General features: G+C 42.8%; 22 protein-coding genes and 1 tRNA gene. 11 read left to right on the top strand and 12 right to left on the bottom strand.

The window, feature by feature from the left end:
* Window positions 1–37: 37 nt before the first annotated feature.
* Window positions 38–730: a hypothetical protein gene (locus tag AAFP11_RS05275; RefSeq protein WP_341736070.1), complete on the bottom strand. Its 693-nt coding sequence runs from the start codon at window positions 728–730 to the stop codon at window positions 38–40.
* A 181-nt stretch (window positions 731–911) separates the two neighbouring features.
* Between AAFP11_RS05275 and AAFP11_RS05270 the strand changes: the two genes are divergently transcribed.
* Window positions 912–984: transfer RNA gene (locus AAFP11_RS05270), tRNA-Ile, on the top strand.
* 141 nt (window positions 985–1,125) lie between these two features.
* On the opposite strand, the gene pyrR is transcribed toward AAFP11_RS05270, so the two are convergent.
* From pyrR to AAFP11_RS05250, 4 genes are all read right to left on the bottom strand, one after another.
* Window positions 1,126–1,659, bottom strand: a complete 534-nt coding sequence (gene pyrR / locus AAFP11_RS05265) for a bifunctional pyr operon transcriptional regulator/uracil phosphoribosyltransferase PyrR (protein WP_341736069.1) — start codon at window positions 1,657–1,659, stop codon at window positions 1,126–1,128.
* A gap of 41 nt (window positions 1,660–1,700) precedes the next feature.
* A complete protein-coding gene (gene cbiB, locus AAFP11_RS05260; protein WP_341736068.1) occupies window positions 1,701–2,786 on the bottom strand; it encodes an adenosylcobinamide-phosphate synthase CbiB in 1,086 nt (361 codons plus the stop codon).
* 21 nt (window positions 2,787–2,807) lie between these two features.
* Complete coding sequence (locus AAFP11_RS05255; RefSeq protein ID WP_341736067.1) at window positions 2,808–3,203, bottom strand: GFA family protein; 396 nt, start codon at window positions 3,201–3,203, stop codon at window positions 2,808–2,810.
* A gap of 115 nt (window positions 3,204–3,318) precedes the next feature.
* Window positions 3,319–3,762, bottom strand: coding sequence for an Rrf2 family transcriptional regulator (locus AAFP11_RS05250; protein ID WP_341736066.1), 444 nt, complete (start codon window positions 3,760–3,762; stop codon window positions 3,319–3,321).
* Window positions 3,763–4,026: 264 nt separating this feature from the next.
* Here AAFP11_RS05250 and AAFP11_RS05245 point away from each other — a divergent pair, with 264 nt between their 5' ends.
* Entirely contained in the window at window positions 4,027–4,416 is a 390-nt protein-coding gene (locus AAFP11_RS05245) for an AbrB family transcriptional regulator (RefSeq protein ID WP_096832251.1), read from the top strand.
* 301 nt (window positions 4,417–4,717) lie between these two features.
* Here the strand turns inward: AAFP11_RS05245 and AAFP11_RS05240 are convergent, their stop codons facing one another.
* The 4 genes from AAFP11_RS05240 to AAFP11_RS05225 form a co-directional block, all read right to left on the bottom strand.
* Window positions 4,718–5,821, bottom strand: coding sequence for a site-2 protease family protein (locus AAFP11_RS05240; RefSeq protein ID WP_341736065.1), 1,104 nt, complete (start codon window positions 5,819–5,821; stop codon window positions 4,718–4,720).
* A 185-nt stretch (window positions 5,822–6,006) separates the two neighbouring features.
* Window positions 6,007–7,203 carry a flagellar assembly protein H gene (locus AAFP11_RS05235; RefSeq protein ID WP_341736064.1) on the bottom strand — a complete coding sequence of 399 codons (1,197 nt, stop codon included), beginning with the start codon at window positions 7,201–7,203 and terminating at the stop codon, window positions 6,007–6,009.
* Window positions 7,204–7,305: 102 nt separating this feature from the next.
* The gene (locus tag AAFP11_RS05230; RefSeq protein ID WP_341736063.1) at window positions 7,306–8,883 is read right to left on the bottom strand and encodes an AAA family ATPase; all 1,578 of its coding nucleotides are present in this window, start codon (window positions 8,881–8,883) and stop codon (window positions 7,306–7,308) included.
* A 139-nt stretch (window positions 8,884–9,022) separates the two neighbouring features.
* Entirely contained in the window at window positions 9,023–9,307 is a 285-nt protein-coding gene (locus AAFP11_RS05225) for a DUF2470 domain-containing protein (RefSeq protein WP_341736062.1), read from the bottom strand.
* Window positions 9,308–9,411: 104 nt separating this feature from the next.
* On the opposite strand from AAFP11_RS05225, the gene AAFP11_RS05220 reads away from it, so the two are divergent.
* From AAFP11_RS05220 to AAFP11_RS05210, 3 genes are all read left to right on the top strand, one after another.
* On the top strand, window positions 9,412–9,906 hold the full coding sequence (locus tag AAFP11_RS05220) for a transcriptional regulator (protein ID WP_341736061.1): 495 nt from the start codon (window positions 9,412–9,414) through the stop codon (window positions 9,904–9,906).
* A gap of 295 nt (window positions 9,907–10,201) precedes the next feature.
* A complete protein-coding gene (locus AAFP11_RS05215) occupies window positions 10,202–11,656 on the top strand; it encodes a serine/threonine-protein kinase (protein WP_341736060.1) in 1,455 nt (484 codons plus the stop codon).
* 71 nt (window positions 11,657–11,727) lie between these two features.
* Window positions 11,728–11,937: a type II toxin-antitoxin system HicB family antitoxin gene (locus AAFP11_RS05210; RefSeq protein WP_341736115.1), complete on the top strand. Its 210-nt coding sequence runs from the start codon at window positions 11,728–11,730 to the stop codon at window positions 11,935–11,937.
* A 144-nt stretch (window positions 11,938–12,081) separates the two neighbouring features.
* On the opposite strand, the gene AAFP11_RS05205 is transcribed toward AAFP11_RS05210, so the two are convergent.
* A complete protein-coding gene (locus tag AAFP11_RS05205; protein ID WP_341736059.1) occupies window positions 12,082–12,483 on the bottom strand; it encodes an HNH endonuclease in 402 nt (133 codons plus the stop codon).
* Between the two features lie 8 nt (window positions 12,484–12,491).
* On the bottom strand, window positions 12,492–12,842 hold the full coding sequence (locus AAFP11_RS05200; protein ID WP_341736058.1) for a hypothetical protein: 351 nt from the start codon (window positions 12,840–12,842) through the stop codon (window positions 12,492–12,494).
* Window positions 12,843–12,970: 128 nt separating this feature from the next.
* Here AAFP11_RS05200 and AAFP11_RS05195 point away from each other — a divergent pair, with 128 nt between their 5' ends.
* Complete coding sequence (locus tag AAFP11_RS05195; RefSeq protein ID WP_341736057.1) at window positions 12,971–13,270, top strand: DUF433 domain-containing protein; 300 nt, start codon at window positions 12,971–12,973, stop codon at window positions 13,268–13,270.
* Complete coding sequence (locus tag AAFP11_RS05190) at window positions 13,267–13,632, top strand: DUF5615 family PIN-like protein (RefSeq protein ID WP_341736056.1); 366 nt, start codon at window positions 13,267–13,269, stop codon at window positions 13,630–13,632. The genes AAFP11_RS05195 and AAFP11_RS05190 overlap by 4 nt, the downstream gene beginning before the upstream one ends.
* 86 nt (window positions 13,633–13,718) lie before the next feature.
* Here the strand turns inward: AAFP11_RS05190 and AAFP11_RS05185 are convergent, their stop codons facing one another.
* A complete protein-coding gene (locus AAFP11_RS05185) occupies window positions 13,719–15,893 on the bottom strand; it encodes a flotillin family protein (RefSeq protein ID WP_341736055.1) in 2,175 nt (724 codons plus the stop codon).
* A 796-nt stretch (window positions 15,894–16,689) separates the two neighbouring features.
* On the opposite strand from AAFP11_RS05185, the gene AAFP11_RS05180 reads away from it, so the two are divergent.
* From AAFP11_RS05180 to AAFP11_RS05165, 4 genes are read left to right on the top strand one after another with little or no spacing between them, the layout of a single operon-like run.
* Window positions 16,690–18,354: a sigma factor-like helix-turn-helix DNA-binding protein gene (locus tag AAFP11_RS05180; protein ID WP_341736054.1), complete on the top strand. Its 1,665-nt coding sequence runs from the start codon at window positions 16,690–16,692 to the stop codon at window positions 18,352–18,354.
* A gap of 4 nt (window positions 18,355–18,358) precedes the next feature.
* Entirely contained in the window at window positions 18,359–19,813 is a 1,455-nt protein-coding gene (locus tag AAFP11_RS05175; protein ID WP_341736053.1) for a DUF1822 family protein, read from the top strand.
* Window positions 19,814–19,841: 28 nt separating this feature from the next.
* Complete coding sequence (locus AAFP11_RS05170) at window positions 19,842–22,229, top strand: CHASE2 domain-containing protein (RefSeq protein ID WP_341736052.1); 2,388 nt, start codon at window positions 19,842–19,844, stop codon at window positions 22,227–22,229.
* A gap of 34 nt (window positions 22,230–22,263) precedes the next feature.
* Entirely contained in the window at window positions 22,264–23,010 is a 747-nt protein-coding gene (locus AAFP11_RS05165; protein ID WP_341736051.1) for a DUF928 domain-containing protein, read from the top strand.
* Window position 23,011 lies beyond the last annotated feature (1 nt).

Genomic DNA, 23,011 nt, shown 5'->3' with positions numbered 1-23,011 from the left:
AGGTATAGCGGGGGAATTCCCCGCGCTGTAAGTTAATTCACTTCGGCACTGGAATGCCCGCTATTTGCAACTGAAGTTTTTGAGCTGGATAATCTGTCAGCGTCAGCGAAATTTCTTTAGTATTTTCCAGTAAAGTTGTGGGAATACTAATCGTGCCGTAAAACACCTGCCCGTTGGGGGGCAGTTCCCCAGGCAAATCCTCGGCCGTCGCACTTAGGGGCTGGCCCTTGTTATCAGTGACGCTCAAGAAACTGTATAAAAACTTTACAGCTTGGGAGCCTTCGTTCTTCATGCTCACGTCTAGCAGCATGGAGTTACCTCGCTGATTTGCCGCACTCACTTCTAGGGTGATTCCCCCGTCGCGACTGTTCATGGGAAACTTGGTGCTGGGATTTTTCTCAGTGGCTGGTTTTTTGGCTGTAGCTGTTTTAGAGCTAGCCTTGTCTGTTTTGGTATTCCCTTGACCCGCTACTTTCTCAGGATCGCGACCTTCTATCCGTGCTTTGACGGTTTTGAGAATGTCTTTTTCTTTCAAAATGCTCACTTGGTCTTTGCTAGCTGGATTTCCCTGTTTGCCGCCTGCATTACTGCTGGGGCGAACGTCTGGTTGAGTAGTTCCTTTCAACGCTTCCCGACCTAAAGTAAATCCGAAAACAGAACTCGTCACACCAGCTCCCAACATCATAGTCAGTAGAATCAGAGTCAGCACTACCGTCGAATTCAGTACCATTACCTGTAAGTTCTATGCCAAGTCTTAGAAACTGCTTTGTTTGACCGATCGACTCCAACTTCGGGCTGATGGCGATCGGGCGTTGCAGATCGAAGATTGTGATTTTTGTTCTCTAGTTTTAACACGGACTGGGAAATTATGTTATAATTCATTTTAAGTTCGATCGCACCAAGCGATCTAACGGCAGTTGGCCGAGCGGTTTAGGCAGCGAACTCATAATTCGCCTCAGGCAGGTTCAACTCCTGCACTGCCGATTTTGACAATACTTCGACTTCGCTCACTCAGGTTTGGGCAAGAGTTACCGTTTCCGTTAGACCAGGGGTCTGAGAAACCAGGTTTCTGCCGTCTCCTATCACTTTGTGTCTGTTGGCGCTCAGCAACGGGTCGATCGCATATCAACCTTTAATTAACTCCACTCCGTCGCGCCCATCAATTTCTTGAACGTATACCTTAACTTGTTCTTCCTTGGCTGTGGGCAACTTTTTACCCGTGAAATCCGGCTGAATCGGTACTTCTCGGTGTCCGCGATCGACTAACACTGCTAGCCAAATTTTCTCCGGTCTGCCATAATCATTTACGGCATTCAAAGCTGCTCGAATCGTTCTACCTTTATATATAACGTCATCTATCAATACAACAGTTTTGCCTGTCAAATCGAAGGGAATTTCGGTTTTGGCTGGTGTCCGCATCGCCACTCGATCCAAATCATCTCGGTAAAACGTAATATCCAGAGCACCGACGGATACTTTGACTTGTTCGAGGACTTCAATTTGAGCCGCCAGAATTTGAGCTAAAGGTACGCCTCTAGTATGAATACCTAACAAGACTAATTCTCTTGGGTCTCCCGATTTTTCCACTATCTGGGAAGCGATGCGGGTAAGAGTGCGTCGCACTTCATCCGGCGATAAAATTTCAATAATTTTAGTCATTGGTGGCTGTTGCTAATTTTTGGCTGTGGGTCGATCGACAGTTAGCGGACAAAAACGAAGGCAGCATAAAAGAGCAATGATAATCCCAACCAAATCAGAAAGCAATACCGAGTTAATTGCAATGCTTGGTGAATATGGTGCACTGCGATCGGTTGATTCGGGTCCCCTAACAGGGGTTTGTGTTTAACAACTCCGCGATAGGAATTTGTACCTCCTAGTTGCACTCCCAAGATGGCGGCGTAGACGCATTCGCTCCAACCGGAATTGGGACTGGCATCTTTTACCGCATCTCTTTGACAAATTCTCCAAATGTACAGGGGTTTTCCTGATATCGCAGCTAAAGTCATCACTGTTAATCTGCAAGGAATCCAAGTCAGGACATCTTCGAGTTTGGCACTAAACCATCCTAAATCTGTGTAGGGTGCTTCTTTGTAGCCGACGGTAGAATCTAATGTACTGGCTGCTTTATAAGCGATCGCCAAGGGGACGATGGTGCTCATTGACATGGAGTAATCCGCGATCGGCAAATCCCTAACACTTAATAATAGATATAGATGTGGGATAGCGAACCCAACTAAGGCATAAAATAGGGGAGCACTCACCCCATCCACGGCATTCTCTGTTACAGTTTCTAACAATGCTCGCAGAATTTCTGGCTCTGATAAGTTTTCAGTATCCCGACCGACATAAAGACTCAACCTTTCTCGCGCCTTGACTAAATCTCCTAGATTTAGAGGTGCCAGCACATCCTCCGCAGCAGCCCTCAAACTCCTACCTGCAAAACAGCTTGCGAGTAAAATGGTCTGTAAAGCAATCCCCAAAAGAGGATGCACCCAACTAGCAGCTTGCACCATCGACCAACTGACAGTATAACTGCCTACAATCAACCCGATCGCTAGTATTGTACCCGCAGCGCGAAGCAACAGTTTAGGGCGATCGCTTGGGGGACTATCGCCCAAGTTCGGTTTTGTACCTGGGGGATTATTCCAGATATTAAAGACCAGTCGAGTATAGCGGTCAATGACCCAACCCATAGCCTGTACAGGATGCGGCCAACCCCAAGGATCGCCGATGGAGTAATCTAATACAGCAGCTAAAATCAAAACAGCAAATTCATCCGACATCATTATATAGATACGGTTTTAAGTTCAGAGATTATTTTCGTCCCGCAGCAGGTGTACGTTCTGCTCCCAATTAACGCCGTCAAACGGTACGATCCGAAATTGAGCAACTGCATCGAAGTCAAGACAGCGGACATTGACATCAAATTGATCGGGATGCGATCGGGGGCGATAAAACGGATGAATACCACAAATCCGGCAAAAAATATGTTTGGCAATGCCCGTATTAAACGTATAGGTTGTCAAAACATCTTCGCCGCTTAGCAACGTAAAATGTTCCGGTGGTACAATTAGGTGCAAAAACCCCTTCTTGTGACAGATAGAACAGTTACAATCAACAGCTTCGTGTTTTTCCACCCCGACTCGGAAGCGGACAGCACCGCAATGACAGCCACCTTCGTAGATAACAAGTGTCAGATCCATATTTACTGGCAATCTTATTTTTGAACCGATCTTAACATTCTTGGTAGTTAGGGCGTTTTTAATTGCCCAAACCATTGATTTTATTGAATTGTCATGATTCCTGATTCCTTAGCATCTAAATGATAAAGCTAGTTTCTTCGCCAAGAGCAGCTTGCCAACTTCGGGCATCATAGTATAAGTCTTCCAGAGAAATACTGTACAGCGCCAGCACCAGTTTTTTGTGCAGTTGGTTCCACAAACTGAATGTTACCCAGTCCTCTGCAAGGCAAGCATCAGGAGAATGGCGACGTAAAGGTTCAATAGTTTCCCCTACAGCCTCTAAGATTTGTCCTAGAGAGATTTGAGCTGGTTCGCGGGCCAATTTGTAGCCTCCTTGTGAACCGCGAACTGATTGCACTAAACCTGCTCGTCGCATTTCAATTAGCAATTTTTCGAGATAGGGAGCCGGTAACTCCTGTCGTTTAGCTATCGATTTTACCGATGTCGGCCCGAACCCAGGTTGCAAACTTAGATCCAGTAGAGCTTTGACACTGTAGTGTCCGCGTGCAGTTAACTTCATCGGATTTTAAGATGTGGGGCATATATTCAGCTAGCTGATAGCTGATAGCTTATGCTACAGAGTTTAGAGATTGCTCGCAATCGACAGCTACTCCTCAAGAAAGACTGCACATTGTTAAAAATATTTAGATAATAGTGGTTAACAATCGAGCCAATCGGTGTAATATGGTTTTACGACCAGCTATAAAGCTAAAGTTTCTTGGCCAAATCAAAAATCAACCGAGAAAAAAACCGTACACCAGTTGAATATTTCAGGACTCAGTAGATGGTTAAAAAGAAAAGTATCGAACCCCTTGAAGGCGAAGGTCTGATCAAAAAGGTTAAAGACCTAGAGAACCTTACCAAAGAAGAAAAAGCAAGAGCCTGTGGCTACTACACCGTTACCAAAAATGGAGTAGAACGGGTCAACATGATGAAATTCTTGAATGCTCTGATTGATGCAGAGGGCATTCAGCTAGATGGTAAGCAAAACGGAAATGGACGGGGCGGACGCTCGGCTAGCTATCGGATTAGCGTTCAATCTAACGGGAACTTACTGATTGGAGCAGCTTACACCAAACAGATGGAACTCCAACCAGGAGATGAATTTGAAATCTCTTTGGGACGCAAGCACATTCACCTGCGCCAAATCGATCAAGAAGAAGAAGTAGCTTAAGCACTTACTTTTTGATTTGACTTGCTGGGACTGGTTGATTGGAGTTCAAGCAGAGGTTTTGCTCTGAAATATTTCTGTGTGGCTAAATCTGTGACTCTAAAACAGGATAGCTAGAGATGGCAATGGCTCGACAACAGCCACTGCCACCATTTATCAGATCCGAAATTAGCTATTTTCTCCCTCGCTAGATCCAATTGGAACAGCGAGGTTTTTCCGCGTATACAACCTCGCAGAGGTGGATAAAGTGTAGTAGGGAAACGGGAGTGCCGTGTCCCTAGGGGGAGTAATTGAGGCTCACTTATTAAGCTGGGTTGGCCGCAGTTCGTCTTTGCAAGAGTCGGGCAATTTCAGCTTTTTCTACCAGTCCGACGAGAACACCGTTGCCGCGAATCACAGGGAGTTCTTGGACTTTGAGTTGTTCAAAGAGAGTGACGACTTCTAGGAGGGATTGTTCTGGTTCGACGGTGGCGGAAAATTCGATCGGCTTGAGGAGTTCTTTCACTTGAACCGAAGGCCAGTTACCCGTAGGAATTGTTTTGAGCTCGTCAAGTTCGATCGCACCTACCAATTGTCCCGCATCATCTGTTACCAGATAGCGACGCCAGTTTTGAGGATTACCGATGACGTAGTTATTGGCAAATTCTCTCAGAGATAAGTTTTCTGAGACGATCGGGCTTCCTGGAGTAACAGCATCTGCCGCTGTCAGCCCCGCCAGTTGATTTTGAACTGTGGCAGATTGTGCAGATTGACCAGCATTTTGCAACAAAAACCAACCGATTACTAAATTCCAGATGTTGCCAAATATTCCTGTAGCAATGGCGATCCAACCAATGATTTGACCCACACGGCTAGCAAAAATGACACCTTTGTAAGGGTTCCCTGTAATTTTCCAGACAATCGCTTTGAGGATGTTACCACCATCTAGGGGCAAACCAGGAATCAGGTTAAATAGAGCTAAAGCTAAGTTGATGGAAGCTAAAAGTTGGACGATAGCCGCTGCGGGGCCTGTGAGACTAGCACCAATGCCGATCGCTGCTAACAAACCCGATAATAATAGACTAACTAACGGGCCTGCGATCGCCACCCAAAAAGCCTGGGCCGGAGTTTTGGATTCTCTTTCCAAACTAGCCAATCCACCAAACAGAAATAGCGATATGGATTTCACGCCAATTCCCTGTTTGATAGCAACCCAACTATGTCCCAATTCATGGGCTAACACCGAAGCAAATAACAGCAATGCTGTGAATAATCCCAGCATCCAGGGCGCTAGGGGGCCCAAGGTAGGAAACAGAACAGCTAGTGCGCCACCATACTGCCACGTTACTAAGCCCAGGACTAAAAACCAAGATGCGTTGATGTAAAAGGGAATTCCAAACAGGTTGCCGACGCGAAATGTACCATTCATAATGGCTACCTCTGATATTATGGGGGAGAGTTTTTTCTCTCTGTTTCCTTATAATAACGAAATGTAACGATGATGTTAATCTGTCGATGGGCGTGGTATCCGCCTGGGTTGGTTCGGTAAAGAGCGATCGCCCTTGGACTGAGAAAGTGCGATCGCCCTTGACGACTACTCAAACAGGTTTGAGATTAATCAGGTATCTTGCCCAATCTTTCCCTCAATTCATCAGCCGATAACTGCGGCAGTTGCTCTACAAATAGTGCCAATTCTGCTACAGACAATGCCAATAAATTAGTGATGGCGATCAGCAAAAGATCGCCCAATTCAGTTGAACTAATTTTCAAGACACTTTCAGCTAATAATTTCACCGCTGATTCCCGCCCTGATTCATCGACTGTTAGCATCGATATTGCCAGTAACAACACAGTAAAATCCGTCGCAGACAACTTTGATATGGGAGCTAGAAAAACCGTCATTTTTGGGTTTAATTCTCCAAACCTGACTTGCAGAAAATTTTCTAAGATTAAGCGCTGTTGTTCTTGTCTACCTCGTTCTAGCCCTTGTTCTAGTCCTTGTTCTAGCCCTCGTTCTAGCCCTCGTTCTAGCCCTTGTTCTAGCCCTTGTTCTAGCCCTTGTTCTAGCCCTTGTTCTAGCCCTTCTTCTCTAGCTTTTTGCTGTGCTGCTTCTATTTGTTGCTGAAAAAGTGGTGCAATAGCCATAATTAACTCCCGCTCTTCTGGCTCTAATTCCTGTGGGATATCAGTTACTAAATTTGACTGTAACCGATACAATAATTCTAGCGCTATCATCCGCAACGGATCGTCCGTTGCTAAAGCGCTCAATTGAGCGATCGCCCTTTGCTGCACTTTACCTTTGCCCAAAATCCTTAACCACAAGGTTTCTGGAGTTTCTGGCAACTGGTGAATAGCCACAATGGCAGTTCGCAAAGACTCGCCAAAAAAATAGATTCCCTCCATCCAATTCTCTATGTCTGGCTTGGCATTAAAGCTATCCACCAATGCTTTTGATGCTGTGGGCATCAAAATCCACAGTTTGGGTAACTGAGAATCATCAAGGCGAGTATTTTCTCTTCTAGATTGTCGTTCTAATTCACCTCGCACATCCAATAACTTGCCTAGACAGCTACAAATTTCGCTGACGTTGGCCGGATTCCGAAACGGTTCAATAATAGCAGTTGTGCTTGCCATTTTTCCCAACAATCCCAGACTTTTTAAGTATTCTGGATTTTGGGTGATGGGAGTGAAGTAAACATCAATTTCTCGGACTTCGGAAGTTACATCTCTGCCGATATTGACTGTTCCAATGGGTGACAGAAGTTCTTCCAGGTATTCTTTCGCAAAACGATCGTGAATAAATCGCGTCATAAAAATTAGGATTAACTTTTTAATTATAGCATACTTGACTTAATCACCATCGAATCCATCCCTTCTCCCCGGCTGACTAGAGGGCTTCAATTCATCAACTAATTAAGTATGATTAGAAGCTGTTCTCGCCCCTATTTCCGCAGCCCAACGCTTCAAATCTTCGATTTGCGATCGCGCGATGGTAGCTAGAGGTACTGTCTCCTCGATCGACTTCAACATATCCTCAGTCGTCAAATCTCGCCGCTGGCAGTTGACAAAAGTCCCAAAAGCTCGATACAATCCATCGATTACAACTTGCTCAATTTCTGCACCACTAAAATTCTCAGTCCGCTTAGCCAAAATCCCCAAATCAAACTCTCGCCAAATAGTCGATCGCAACCGCTGTAAATGGACTTGAAAAATATCTTGCCGCTCCAATTCTGAAGGCAAATGCAAACAGAAAATCTCGTCAAACCTGCCCTTTCTCAGCAACTGGGCGGGCAAAATCCGCACATTATTTGCAGTTGCGACAATAAACACCGGACTGGTTTTTTCCTGCATCCAAGTAATCAAACTACCCAATACCAGACGCGATGTTACCGAATCGCCATCGCCGCTAACAATATTGCCGAAAGCATTATCTATTTCATCGATCCACAAAACGCAAGGGGCGATCGCCTCTACCAATTCTATCATCTGTCTAACCCGACTTTCGCTATCCCCGACCCTGCCACCAAACAATCTCCCAGTATCCAACCGCAACAGTGGCAAACGCCATTCCGAGGCGATTGTTTTGGCTGATAAAGATTTGCCAGTACCTTGAATTCCCACTAACAAAACGCCCTTGGGATTTGGTATGCCATAGCTGCGCGCTTCCTCAGTAAAAGCATCGTGTCGCATCTTTACCCACTGCTTCAAATTTTCCAATCCGCCCACATTTTTGAGAGATTCTCTGGAATTGACAAACTCCAAAATTCCCGTTTGGCGAATGGCTTGCTGTTTCTCTTCTAAAACTCCATCAATATCTGACTCATTAATCTCCTGTTTGGCCGCCAACGCTTTAGTTAAAACCCGCCCAATCCGGGCGCGACTCAAACCTTGACAAGCTTTAACTAACTGTTCCCTTCCTAAACCAGTAACTTGCAACTGTTCTGGCTGAGACACTAGGTGAGAAATTAAACGATCGATTTCCTGAACATTGGGCAACGGGAAATCAATTACTGTCACTTCTTCCTGCAATTCTTCTGGTAATTCCAGGGCGGGAGAAGTCAGAACAATAGTTTTTTTGCTGCGCTTCAATTCCCGCGTTAAATTGCGTAATTCTCGGACTACCGGCACATTTTTTTCGGTGTAGGGATATTTCAAAATTGGGTGCAAGTCCCGCAACACAAATATGGTATATTCTTCTACAGCAGTTTTGCCAATGCGATCGAGCGCCGCCATCACCGAACCTTTGGCGGAACCGTTATCTTCCCAGCCCCGCACGATATCCCAGAACAACACCCGGCGCGCGGGAGTTACTTGCAGCGCTACTTCACTAATTACTGCTTCCACAGGTTCTTCTTCCGCGCCTACAATATATAGCAGCGAATAGTGGGCGCGAATCATCAAATCTAGTCGTTTTACCAGTGCCTCGAAAGGGTTGTGGCGATCGCCCTTAATGGCATCACCTGCTTTTAGTTGGAGGTAATTTTCTGTCATTTTATTTAAGATCTTAAAGTGTTAGAGTGAGATTAAAAATAAGGTTCGTAGTCGAGATTTTAGTCATGATAAAATTTTGAAAAAGAACTAAAATCTGGACTAGGAACCTTGAAATTATAACAGAAGAGGAGACTATTGGCTATGGGGCAACTTTTCGAGCTTGTTTCAGCATTTCAATCAGAGTGTGGTGAGCATCTTCGGCATCTTTCAAAGTGCGCTCAAAATTCACTCTGACTGGGAAAGTTTCGCCATTGACTTGAGCGGTTAAATCCATGCCAGTTGCATCAATCGCCAGCATTTGAGCTTCGGTTGCATCCGGTTTGTTGCCAAATGCTTGAGCATAAATCACTACAGCACTAGCATGATCTTCGTTCATGTGGGTGCAGATGCGATCGCTAATCTCAGTAGAAAACGGTTCTGACATCAGTGGAGTCCTTCCTATGCAATATTAATCTATTGTACTGCGATCGGTACAAAGAAGAAGGAAGAAGGAAGAAGGAAGAAGGAAGAAGGAAGAAGGAAAAAACTATGTCCGAGGCCCAATACCCGATTCGCGATTCCCAAAAGTACCTAATTTACCCTAGAAATGCTATATTAAATAGTAAAATTAAAAATTCTAGCACTTATATCGAACTACTCAAAACATTTCCTCCCCGACCCATAACTACTCAGGAGGAATTAATTGCGACTCAAACTGCGATCGACTCTTTGTTGGATAAAGGCGAACTGACTCCAGACGAACGCGATTACCTTCATCTACTAGGAATGCTTGTTTATGAGTATGAGCAAACTTTAGAACCCATACCTGACATTTATGGAGTAGAACTTTTAAAGGCTTTAATTGAAGATTTTGAACTGAGACAAAAAGACCTAGTTCCTATTTTCAAAACAGAGTCTATTGTCTCTGATATCCTGCGTGAAAAGCGCCAACTTACAACCGAACACATACAAAAACTTGCAAAGTTTTTCAGCGTCTCGCCGGCTGTTTTCTTTCCGCTGCATCCAGTTAAAAAAACTGCTTGAATTTAAAACCATATTTTTGTTTGTATAGCAATCCTAAATGATTCACAAAATTTGTAGGGGTAGTGGACGGTGCGTGCCTACCCCGGATGAATCGGGCAACCACGGGGGGATTGCCCCTACAAGAATCACGCAAATGATTTAGGATTGCTATACGCATTGTCACCGATAAATTCTCTAAAAACCCGGTTTCTTGAATCGGAGTGCGTCAATCCTGAGAATGCTTCCTTTTCATTGCTTTTTAAAGGTGAGACAGTTTATCATAATTAGTAATTAAAGAGAATTCAAACAACCTGCCATGCTGTGGACGCCCGGACAAATCCTCAAAACTCGCCCTCTCCGCATCGACACCATCCTGGGAATGGGGGGATTTGGCATGACTTACAAGGCCACACACTTGCAACTTAACTATCAAGTTGTCCTCAAAACGCCGAATCTGAGTTTGCAAAATGACCCTGAATACGCCAACTTTGTCCGCAGATTTATCCGCGAAGGGCAAATCTTAGCAAAATTTTGCCAAAACGTCCATCCTGGAATTGTCCGCATTAGCGATTTGTTTGAGGAAGCAGGCCTTCACTGTTTGGTAATGGATTTAATAGTCGGGGAAAGTTTATATAATACAGTACGGCAACAAGGCAGACTCCCGGATACGGAAGCAGTGGCAATTATCCGCCAAATTGGAGAAGCATTAAGTGATGTTCACCAAGCCGGAATAGTCCATCGAGATGCCCATCCGGGTAATATTATGTTACGTCCGAACGGGCAAGCAGTATTAATTGATTTTGGCCTGGCAAGTGAATTAATGCCAACTATTATTAGTAGCAGACATCCTCATAACCCTGCTTTTGCTCCTTGGGAACAGCATATGGAAGGTAGTGGCAAACCAACGGTTGATATTTATGCTTTAGCTGCATCTTTATATTATGCAGTAACTGGAAAAGTGCCAACAGCTTCCCTCAATCGGCATTTTAGAAATGAAGCATTGCCACCTGTGAAAAATTTTGGGGTGAAAGATTGGGTGAGTTTAGCAATAGAAAAAGGAATGGCATCCGATCCGCAAAAGCGGCCGCAGTCGATGAAAGATTGGTTGAGTTATCTCCGGGAACCGATTCCGTCAACGGTTGCGGGTGTTTCGGTACAGCTTAAATCAGCGCGGGGTGTTGACTATACTCGTCTGCGAGATTTATTGGCGGCGGGGAAGTGGAAAGAGGCGAATTGGGAAACTCAAGTGCAGATAATGGGGGGAAAAACAGAGAATTATTGTGCTATGGGATTAATGCTCGACTTACCCTGTCCCGATTTCCATACCATAGATCGACTTTGGCTGAAATATAGTAATGGTCGCTTTGGGTTTAGTGTACAAAAATCAATCTGGGAAAGAGTAGATGCAAATATTATTGATTTCGCTCATTCTTTAGGATGGGTAGATGGTAAGTATGCGTTATGTTATGAAGATGTAAATTTTACTCTGGGAGCGCCAGTAGGTCATCTACCTTGCTTCAAAGGCCGTTTTTATACATCAGGTGATACCCTAATGATTCTCGGCGGTAAAACTTATATATTTTTAGTGGATTTTGGTACAAATAAGAGGGTTTTTGAGGATTTATGTAGACATCTAGACCCACATCCTTTTGCTACGTTAAAGGCTCGACAGGAACTACTTTCTGATAATGAATATTATTGGCGCCAAAGAATCAAAGAAATACTATTTTTAGATAAGTTTTTTCAGAAGCTTGAAAATTGTGGATTATAGGTTTAATATGAAAACCCGGTTTCTTTGGTCAGTGTGTAAGTCCTAATCAACTCTAAAGTCGAGACTAAATGATGCGTTATGCCATTGTCATTGAAAAAACACCCAATAACTATTCAGCTTATGTGCCAGATTTACCCGGATGTGCAGCCACAGGCGCTACCCTTGCGGAAGTACAGCAGCAAATTAAAGAAGCGATCGAATTTCACTTAGAAGGGTTGCGAGAGGAGGGTTTACCCATTCCCCAACCAACTACTCTCTGTGAGTATGTAGAAGCACGGTAGTAGAGCAAAATATGTCATAAATTAAATCTGCAAAATTCAATAATCATAAATTTATGCTATAATTAAAGTCTAATTTTTAACCCCAGATTCACCTATGCCAACTTTAACTGATATTGGCACTTTGATTACCCGCGATCCGCAAAGCTAGGGAAATAAACCTAAACGAATCCATAATTGTCGCGCTATTAACTGTGCTTGAGAATTCATTCCCAAAGCTGTAACTGTTACTCTACCTACTGGTGTCATTCCTGCGATCGCACCTGACTCAGCTTGCACTTGAAAATTCTCTTCCCACCTATTTTCTCTTGGGTGAAACAGCGAAACTTCTGTATTAGATGTAGAATCAATTCCGCTTGTATTAGTTCCTTTCCGCAGATTGCAAGAGCGACAAGCTAATGCTAAGTTTGAAGTCTCATTATTACCGCCTCGATAAAGTGGAACAATATGTTCAATCTCGAAAGGAAAGTTAAATACGATTTCAGGTGCGCGGCAATATTCGCAACGATGAGCAGCACGATCTGCTACTAAATTGTAGTTAGGATTCATCAGCTCAATTATTGTACGAGAACTGCTGTCCGAATAGTAGCAGCTTGAAGTTCAGTTTCGACAAGACTTTCTAATTCCGCTTGTTGTTGGGGAGAAAGAGTTTGTCCTCGATCGCGCGCTGTACGCCACAAATTCATTAATTCTGATAATTTTTTTTGTTGTTGGATAGTAAATAATTCGTCAGGATTAAACCTTTGAATGACTATTAATGCGCTGAAGTCCGTTTCGCCTAACAAAGCAGTCAAAGCATCTAAAGCTTGACCCGCTGTTTGACCGACAGATTGCCGATCGCCCGCAATAGCACGATAGGATTTCTCACCGTTGGTATTAATTACAGGCAGGATAGTTACCGCAGTCATATCTGATTGCAAGTTAGTTACTGATTTAGTATAACCTGATTCCCTACAATTATAGCTTTGATTATAGCTCAAAAATTTAATATATTTATGCTATACTTGAATTCTAATTTTCAACCCCTGATTCACCTATGCCAACTTTAACTGATATTGGCACTTTGATTATCCGCGATCCGCACCTTCGCGGTGGCATCCCTATTATTGCAGGTACTGCCACATCGGTACAGCGAATCGTAGTCTTATACAAACAAGGTAATAGTGCTGAGGAAATAGCAGCGGATTTGGATCATCTCACCTTAGCTCAGGTTTATGCTGCACTGACTTATTATCACGCAAATCGAGCAGAAATAGAAGCAGATTTAGTGGCTGAACAAGCAGAATATGAACGTTTGGCAGCATTAAATCAGCTAAAAATGCAGGAGAAAGCATGAGCCAAATTCGTCTTTACTTAGATGAAGATTCACGAAGTAAAAAACTATTGCAAGCTTTACAAAGTCGTGGTGTAGATGTCATTACAGTTGCCGAAACAGGGATGTTATCTCGCAGCGATGAAGAGCAATTAATTTGGGCTTTTACCAATCAAAGGGTAATTTATAGTTTCAACATTAGGGATTTTTATAGAATCCATACCAATTGGCTAGAAAGAGGAGATTCTCATACAGGAATTATTTTAGGACAGCAAAATTATTCAGTGGGAGAACAAATGCGTCGCCTTTTGAGTCTAATTTCTGCCAAATCAGCGGCAGGAATGCAAAATCAAATAGAGTTTATCAGTGCTTGGAGTGAAAAGTAAAGATATTATCGATCGAGATAATTAGATACCCTGACTTCTTAAATAAGTCAGGGTATCTGAGTATTCTATCCTACAAACTATACAGCCTAACTAAAAGATCGATCGTCAAAGGGCAATTCATCAAACAGCGAATCAATATCAGCCTCAGACTTCGCAACTGGCGCAGGAGTCGCCGACTTTGAAGGCTTCACCGAAGGCACTTTTGCCACTGGTAAATTTGCCGCAGGTTCCAAAACAGCAGGCTCAGATTTCTGCAACTTAACTACAGGTAATTCCCCACCATTTTCACCATTTTTGCTAGTTTGATTCCACATCATCATTCCCAGCAAACCATCCACCAAACCACCACCGCTACCATTACCGCTTACCGCAACATCAGGTACAACTCGCACATGGTGATCGCCTATAATTTGCATTAACTGCAAAGCCGTATAACCAGAACCCCCCAAAGCCACAACACCAGCGTGATAAGCCGAAGCTTGAGCATTTCCCTTCACCCGAATCGACTCAGCTTCACCTTGAGCTTGTTTCACCTGAGAATTCGCTTTCAACTCAGAAATCTTCACACCTTGTTCCGATTTCACCATCTCTTGCTGAATCTCAGCCAGCGCCGTTTCCCGCACCAATTGTTGCCGCTGAGTTTGCGCCAATTGCTGCACCTCATAAGTCTTACATTGTTCTTCCGCAATTTTGCGATCGGTTTGAGTTTGCATCAACTCTGCGGGTGGTAAAATATCCCCAATCAAAGTATCAATTGCTTGCACATCATAGGTACGCAAAGCCGCTTTGATATACTCGGCCGCTTCCGCTTGTCTGCCGCTTCTTGCAGAGAGAAAATCTAACACAGAATAAGCTTGAGCCGAATTGCGGAAATAATTCCCAATTGTCGGCTGCAAAACATGGTCAACTAAATTCTGCATCGAACCCACACGAGAGATGACTTTCGGAGCATCCAAGGCTCCCACATGAATAATCTGAGCTACTTCTAAATCAAAGGCAAAACCATCTTGAGAACGTACAGTTAAAGATGAAAGTTGAGAGTCGTAACTGTGTCTTTCTGTTTTGCTAGACCAATTCAAAACAATATTTGTAGTCGGTACTAATTCTACCTTCAAAATGCGCGTATTTAGCGGATGTTTGCCCGGATAAAGTGGAGTTATCCACACGCCTTTATTGCCAACTTCCACCAAATTGCCGTGGGTGAAAGCAGCACCACTGATATCTTCTGAGGTTTTACCGACATAGGAAATAACTGCGCCCACATAGCCGATCGGGATTTCAGTCATTGCCACTTGTTCCACCCCGACAAACCAAGGATTTAAGTTCCACGAACCGGAGAGCAAAACCTGCTCCTGCAAGCCGCGCCTTCCTCCACCAATGATGAACTTCTGTGCATTTTGGAAATTATCATGATTCGGAATAATCGCGCCCGCAATTTCACCATCTTGAATGGGAATTCCGTCATAGGTTGTGACTATTCCCACTTTATCTGGTGCAATTTTGTACAGCTTTAAATGTTCTGCTGTCATCCCATGTTTTTGTGCATTGGCTGCGGTAATTATAGTAAATAATGCTGTATTAATTCGATAGCTACCTCCGGTTAAAATTCCCAGTTGTCTACCTTTTTCGCCACCGCTCTTTAGGAATTTTCGAGCATCTTGAAAATTGTCGCATTCTGTGATTTTACCAAGGATGCGCTGGGGCGGAATAGACTGACCACCTGCTGCGATAATTAAGGCAATTTCACCTTGGGGAACCACTGTTAAGGATTCTTTGCGAACATTGTATTGCAAAGGCCAATAACCCCAGTGCCAACCGGGAGGTAAAGTATCAGCTTGATATCCCGCTTCTCCGTTTAGGGCAATTAAATCTCCGGGTGGTAAAGCCTTGCCGCCGAAGCTAAACTTTTTACTGACAATGCCCACTTCGCGATCGCCAATTACGACTAATCCACCAAAAAATAATGGTATGCAAATAATGATCGCACCACCGATCGCAATTGGCACAATTGAGCCGAATAAGTCCATCCGCACTGTCTGCACAGCAACAGTGGTTTGAGGTAGCTGCTTCAATAGTATCTGAGGTTTGGCTGCTAGCTGAGTCGAAATTTGACTTGCAGGGGGGATATCGCTAGCAGCTAATACTGGCGTGGGTTTTAAACTGGTTGTTGCGCCCAAAGCTAGAGCAGCCGAAACCGCCGCTGCTAATTGTTTGAAAACGCGGACTTTGGTTTTCGAGTTTGGTTTAAATGAATAAAGCATTTGTTTAATATCGGCTAGATTGTCCTATTGGTTCAAGCTTAGCCTCGATCGCAAATTTTGACTAAAAACTTAAGCTTTGATGTTTGATTAATTGGATTCATAATCTTCACGCCGATGTGACTTTTTATCACATTTTTTTAAGTTTTATTCCAGGGTTTTGTAGGGGCGGTGCCCCCGTGCCCGCCCCCTCCACGGACGATGGAATCGGTGTTTCAAATATCGGGGCAACCACGGGGGGTTTGCCCCTACAGAGAATGAAACAGCCCTGGGGGGATAGGGGGATAGGATTTGATCAGTTTTGAAATTTAAAAAATATTATTTATTTTCAATAATGCACAATTATTGAGAATATAATTAAATCATTTATATCTTGAAAGTCATATCCTCAGAGAGTTTCAGCTCCTTAGAGCCACCGAGTGATGCACTAAAGACCGCTTCCTCAGAGAGAATGTTATGGAAAAAACTGAGAGCAACCCTCATAAATTGCGATCGGTCATCCCAATAAGTAAATAGTACACACACAGCACCGCAGCCACTATGCTCAAGCTAATCCCGCAGTTCATTGATAACTCACACCTCACTAAGGCTAAAAAACCCGGTTTCTTCCGCAATCATCGATTTTTTAATATTCACACAGGGTTTCGACTCCGCTCAACCACCAGGGTTGTTGGTTCCCCGTAAGTAAGTCCTGAATCTCAAATCTGTGTTTCATTGTCCTGGTAAAATCAAGTTAACAGTTAACAGTGCATCAGCATTAAATTCTTTCCTTACGATCATTATTGGAGAATTACCCAAGATGTCCAAATCCTCTAACCAGGAAAACATTCCCAGATTACCAGAACGTCTAAATGACAGCGACGTTTTTTGCACCCATTTTATCTTGAACACTGATAATTATCATGAATTTTTTGAGTGGAAAAACGATACTCGTCTCAAGCGAAACTTTGAGTTGTACAAAAAAAATAACGAGGTGTTCGCACAGTTTTGTTCCCAGTCTAATGACATCATAAATATACTAGAATTTTGGAAAAACCTAGTGATTGATGCTTCACCTACTGTGCAACAATGGGAACGCCCAGATAGAAGGCAATTAGCCCTAGGTCATGTAAGGAGTTATCTTGAAACAAGCTGCTATTATGCAGCCAGAAAAGTATTTTCGACATCAAAAATTCGCTCTTGGGACGATTATCTATCATCAGCTCGCATTTTTATTCACAATTCTGACAAGATTGTCAAATTATTAAAATCCTATGATTCTAGTCAAGCTTCTCTAAAGACTTACATTGACAATATTTTGATTAAGGAGATACATAATCAAGAAGATATTTGTAAATATTCACGGTGGCGACTGCTAATTGAAAAATCGGAAAAACAGCTCCGGGAAGCACTGGAAATATATGGAATTCAAGAACCTAATTTCTCTCAATATATCTTTGGGCGCAAATGCTTTGACCCAGTTTATAAATTCAACAAAGTTCGTAATCCCGCCTTAAGAAGATCGAGGGGTACATGGCCAGATCCTGATAGCGAAGACTTTCAAGCTGCCGCTGAATCTTACAATTCACAAAAGTCTCTTTCTTCAGCCCCCCATGAAGTCTCCGCAGGTTCAAGTATTAGCTGGGAAAAGATGAAAGCTTGGATGGAAATCTGCATTATTGCCTTGCAAAAATACGAAAAACGTATCATTGATACTTCTGAATATATTCATGAAACATTCAAAAAAAGTGAGCAACAAGACAGTGATGGATGCTTGGATGACTCAGAACCAGAAGACATGAGTCTTGAAGCTGAAGAATCTGATTCACAAGCAAATTCACGGTTTGAGGAAACTAAATCTGCTTTTGAGAAAGAACTCGATAGTCTCAAACTCGAACAACACCACATTCTCCTACTTTACTATGTCGCTGGCTTCAATCAAAAGCAAATGGAAATCAAATTAAACTTAACCCAGTCTGCCATTTCTCGTCGTCTTAATACTATCAAGAAGCGATTAAGAACAACTTTGAATCAACAGTCACAACCCGATAAATGGGTGAAAAACTATGTGGTCGAATGGCTACATAAAAGTTTTCACTCACCTCAGCACTCGGAGTTATGTGAAGCAGCTTTAGTTGAAGCAATAAAAGAACTTCATCCTTCAGAGAGACAGGTTTTGTTTCTGCGCTATGGCGAACAGGTAAATGAACAGAATATTGCCAGTCAACTAGGGATTAGTTTATTGGATGTGAATGCCATAATGGACATATCTAAGCACAAGTTACAAGCATATTTAATGAAGGAATTGACTAGGTGGGAAAAAGAATGTATGGAAGTTTTGTTGAAGGAGTTTTATAAGCCTAAGATTTCGGTGGCTTGTGAAACTCTCAATCTATCTTTAGAGGGTGAAGATACCAGCCAAATAATTGATAGGATTGTCGCAGAATGTTTACAAAATTTGATAGTTACTGAAAAAGGAGAATAAACCAATGTTTGACTTAACCAAATTACAACTCGTTGATTCTAGTGATTCTTGCCTCGTGCGGTTGAAAATTGACCAAACAGACCAAGATACTGCTTGGTATCAAGCTCAAGAGCATTCTAATCCAATTTCTCGTTACAATGCCTATCTCAATGGTGCTTGTTTAAAGCCTTTTATGCAGTGGATTACAGAGTTGCTGGCAGAAGAAGCATTACCTCAACCTTCAGTCTGGAAACGTCAGGATCTTGCTAGTATTTGGGAATTTGTCAATGGCACTGCCATTGAAATTGGTGATACTAGATTAGTGTTAATTCCCAGTGATGAGGGAGATTTGGAGGAATTTTGTGTGCCACAGGAATGGGTTGATATGCCTAATTGGACTGCTGATTATTACCTGCCGGTACAGGTGAATTTGAATGGTGATGATGATGGGGAGTGCTGGATGGAAGTTTTGGGGTTTGCGACGCATCGGCAACTGAAGCATGAAGGTAGGTATAATAAGTGCGATCGCACTTATGCTTTGTCAACACAGAAATTAACCAAATCTCTCCTTGTCATGGACATAACTCTAGGCTTGAATTTGCAACAAAAAGTCCCACCCTTGCCAAGTTTATCCGAACTGGAATCGACTGAATTATTACATACTTTGGGTAATTTATCGGTGTATTCTCCCCGGCTGCTAGTTCCGTTTGAACAGTGGGCATCTTTCTTGGCTAATGATGAATGTAGACAACAACTATATAATCTGCGTTTAGGAATTATTCAGGAACCAGTGGTGGTGGAAAGTCAATCACGTTTAGTTGAGTGGGCAAAGACTTATATTCAAGCTGGCTGGGAGACGATTGATGACATAATTGAGAGGTTGGGACTGTTAGATTCTGGCTTAATGTATGCGATGGAAGGTGAAGGTTATCGCTATGGTGATTCTAGCAGCCATAACGGAATTCCGACATTGCTTGACTTATTGCGCGATCGCCGACATAAAAGCAATCAATTGCGGGCTGCGGAATTATTAGGTTGCGTTGAGCCGGGAAATCAGGAGGCAATTTCCGCACTGACACACTTGCGGGAAACTACCGAAAATGATACCTTGAAGCGCCAAGCAGCAGTCAGTTTGGGAAAACTTGACCCCAAAAATGCCGCTGCGGGGGTGAGAATTGGTAAGATGATTGAATTAAAAATGGAGCTCGATAGCGATCGCGTGGTGCTAGAAATCACTCTGTTACCTGAAGGAAGTGATAAAACCAATATTTTCTTGCGGGTATTGCCAGTGCGATCGAAAACTCTACCGCTCAATCTGGAACTAATTATCCTAGATGAAGATGGCGAAGTTTTCTGGCAAGAAAAAGCACACCATTTCACCAATAGGTTAATGTATGAATTCAGAGGTGCGATCGGCGATTTTTTCCAGGTAAAAGTCGCTTGCGACGGATTTAGCATCACAGAAGATTTTACCATTTAACTAAATTAGGATCGGGAGGTCAAAAGCGATGAGCAAGCTTGTAATTTTGGAAATACGCGATGCTGACAATGAGCAACGCTATCCTGTCACCCTCAGAATCGGTGATAGCATTAACTCTATGAGTGTTGCAATTCATGGGTACTTACCCCCAGCTCAAGATTTGAGGAAAAGCTATGACCATTTTAACACCTGTCGAAGAGAGTGCAATTTAGGTTCTTCTCGCAAATTAGAGCATATCAACAAGGGTAAAATTGTAAATTACTCGATTAAACAATTAGGAGATTCCCTAGAAAATAATATTAATAGTTGGCTCACTTTTGGCGATAATTATTTTCAGCCAATTCGAGATAAAATTATAGAAGTATTAAGTCATGAGCGAGGTAAGGAGCAAGGTAAGGGTAAGGTCAGGTTCATTATTCAAACAGATGATGTCGATTTATGGGGTTTACCTTGGCATTTATGGGATAAATTTCAACAGTTTGAAGTTGAACCTGTGATCAGCAATTTTCAGGCAATATCCAATACGCAGTTAATTAAATCTCAACATACAATTAGAATTTTAGTAATTTTGGGATCTAGTATAGGCATAAATACTGATGCAGATTTGGTGTTATTAAAGGAATCAATTGTTGATCTTAACGCCGAGATTACTACCAAGGTAGCTATTAATAGTACCCAGCTTAATCAGCAGTTATGGGAGCAGAATTGGGATATTTTATTTTTTGCAGGTCATAGTTCCAGCAAATATGATTACAGTCATGGTATGTTGGATCTGAGTGAAACTGAAAGTATATCGATTAAAGATTTAAAGTATGGTTTAGAAAATGCCATTAAGCACGGCTTGAAATTAGCAATTTTCAATTCTTGTGATGGCATGGGATTAGTAAACGAACTGGCTTCGCTGCAAATTCCAGCCGTGATTGCTATGCGAGAGCGAGTGCCGGATGAAGTCGCTCAAAAGTTTTTGGAGCATTTTCTACAGGCATTTGCTAGAGAGAGAAAGTCTTTGCCCGACTCAGTTATGGACGCGCGAAAAAAGCTGCACGGGATGGAGGGTGAATATCCTTTTGCTAGTTGGCTACCGATGATTTACGAGCATCTCGGTGTGGAGCCTCCCACTTGGGATGAGTTACTCAAGGGGAATGAGGAAGAGTGGCAACGTGTTTCGATTTGGCGCAATCTTCGCACTGTGTTGGTGGCTAGTGTGTTAGTCACGGGCGCTGTGATGGGAGTGCGGTGGCTGGGATTGTTAGAACCCTTAGAATTACCTGCTTACGATTATTTAATGGGGCAACGCCAATCAGAGCCCATAGATTCCCGCATCACAGTAGTTGAAATCAGTCAAGAAGAAGTTGATAAGTATGGTGGCTATCCGATCAAAGAATCTGCTTTAGCAGAAATCGTCAATAAAGTAGAAAAATATAAACCAGCAGCCTTGGGCCTCAATATATCCCGTAATCAACCTAGAATCAAGGATAATCGGGATATCACAGCCCGTAAAAATTGGATAAAAAGTTTTCAAGAAAATCAAAATTTTTATACTGTCTGTTCTTACCAATCGTCAGCGGGAGATCATGCTCCACCTCCTGAATTTTCTCCGAAACAATTAACCGAACAAGTAGGATTTGTCGATTTTTTTGATGATAATATTCAAGACAATAAATATCAGACAGTACGTCGCCAACTATTATCCTACGATCCCAATTATTTACCTAAATCTTCTAAATGTAGTACACCCTATAGCTTTAGTTTTTTATTAGCATTTTCATTTTTATCATCCCAGAATCGACCATTACAAGTTAATGAAAATACTAAAAATTGGCAATTAGATAGAGTGATTTTTAATCGGTTAGCCTCACACACAGGAGGTTATCAAAGCCTTGATGGCAATAGTAGTCAAATTCTCCTCAACTACCGCGCTAATCCTAGGCCGGCAAAAATAGTTTCACTGACAGATATTGTAGAGGGAAAAGTCGGCGAAAGTGCCATCAAAGGTCGAGTGGTCATCGTCGGCTATACTGCGGGAGTAGCTAGGGATGATTTTAATACTCCCTATGGTCCAATGCCAGCAGTATGGATTCATGCCCATATGACAAGTCAAATTCTTAGCGCCGTGATGGATAATCCAAAACGACCTTTGTTATGGGATCTACCAAAGTGGGGTCATCTGCAATGGGGTGATGCAGTATTTGTTTGGCTATGGGCTCTTACTGGCGGAGTGCTAGTGATATATGTTCGTCCCCGGCTGTACTTGACAATAGTCACTTGTGCTGCTAGCTTGCTCTTATATTATATTTGTCTTGCGATTCTTAACCAGGGCGGATGGATGCCCCTAGTTCCCTCAGCCTTAGCTTTAGTAGCGACTGGCAGTGGATTAGTCATTTATAAAATATCTAAAAATCGACAGCCGGAATAAGTATCGTGGACAAAAACCTAACAACTAAATCTAAATGCGTAGGCTATATTTTCAACTAGCTTTTGCGACAGTTATTGCGCTGGCGATTATCGCGATTTCTCCTATATCTGTACAAACCTACAGTGCGATTTTTTTGAGCCAAGCCCCCTCACGCCCTCCTCAAACACCGCCACCACCACCACCACGGGATAATCAACCAAGACCCGGAACCGGACTTGATCCTACTAATCCATACTGCAAAAAGACAAGCAAGCCAATTACCGCTATTGTACCTGTTAAGAATCCGGTATACACCACTTCTGAATATCCAACTTTTTTGTTCTATATTCCCTACAATCCTGAAGATATAAACTCAGTTGAGTTTTCCCTGGTAAGTAGAGATGGGAAAAAGACAATTTATCAAGCTGCTATCTCTTTGCCAAAAACACCAGGAATTGTTAGTGTTAGCCTGCCAAAATCTCCAAAATACGCTATTGAACTCTATGAGTATTACCGTTGGTACTTCAAATTAAATTGTGAACCTTATACGCGCTCTACAAATGACCTGTACGTGAGTGGGTTTGTCGTGCGAGTACCACTCACCTCTGAACGCCAACAGCAAATCAATACAGGAACACCTGATATTTGGTATGATTCAGTCGCCCGTTTAGCTGAGCGTTTGCTTGCAAATCCTAAAGATGAAACTTTGAAAGTTCAATGGGTTAAATTATTAGAATTTGGTGGATTTAAAGAGCTGGCTGAAGAACCCTTAGTTGGTAATGTGCAACTCTTGGAAAAATAAC

The sequence above is a fragment of the Microcoleus sp. CAWBG640 genome (assembly GCF_020883015.1).
In the GTDB taxonomy this organism is placed as follows: Bacteria; Cyanobacteriota; Cyanobacteriia; order Cyanobacteriales; family Microcoleaceae; genus Microcoleus; species Microcoleus anatoxicus.
The sequence above is the reverse complement of the archived record's forward strand: the minus strand, read 5'-3'. Positions and strand labels throughout refer to the sequence as shown.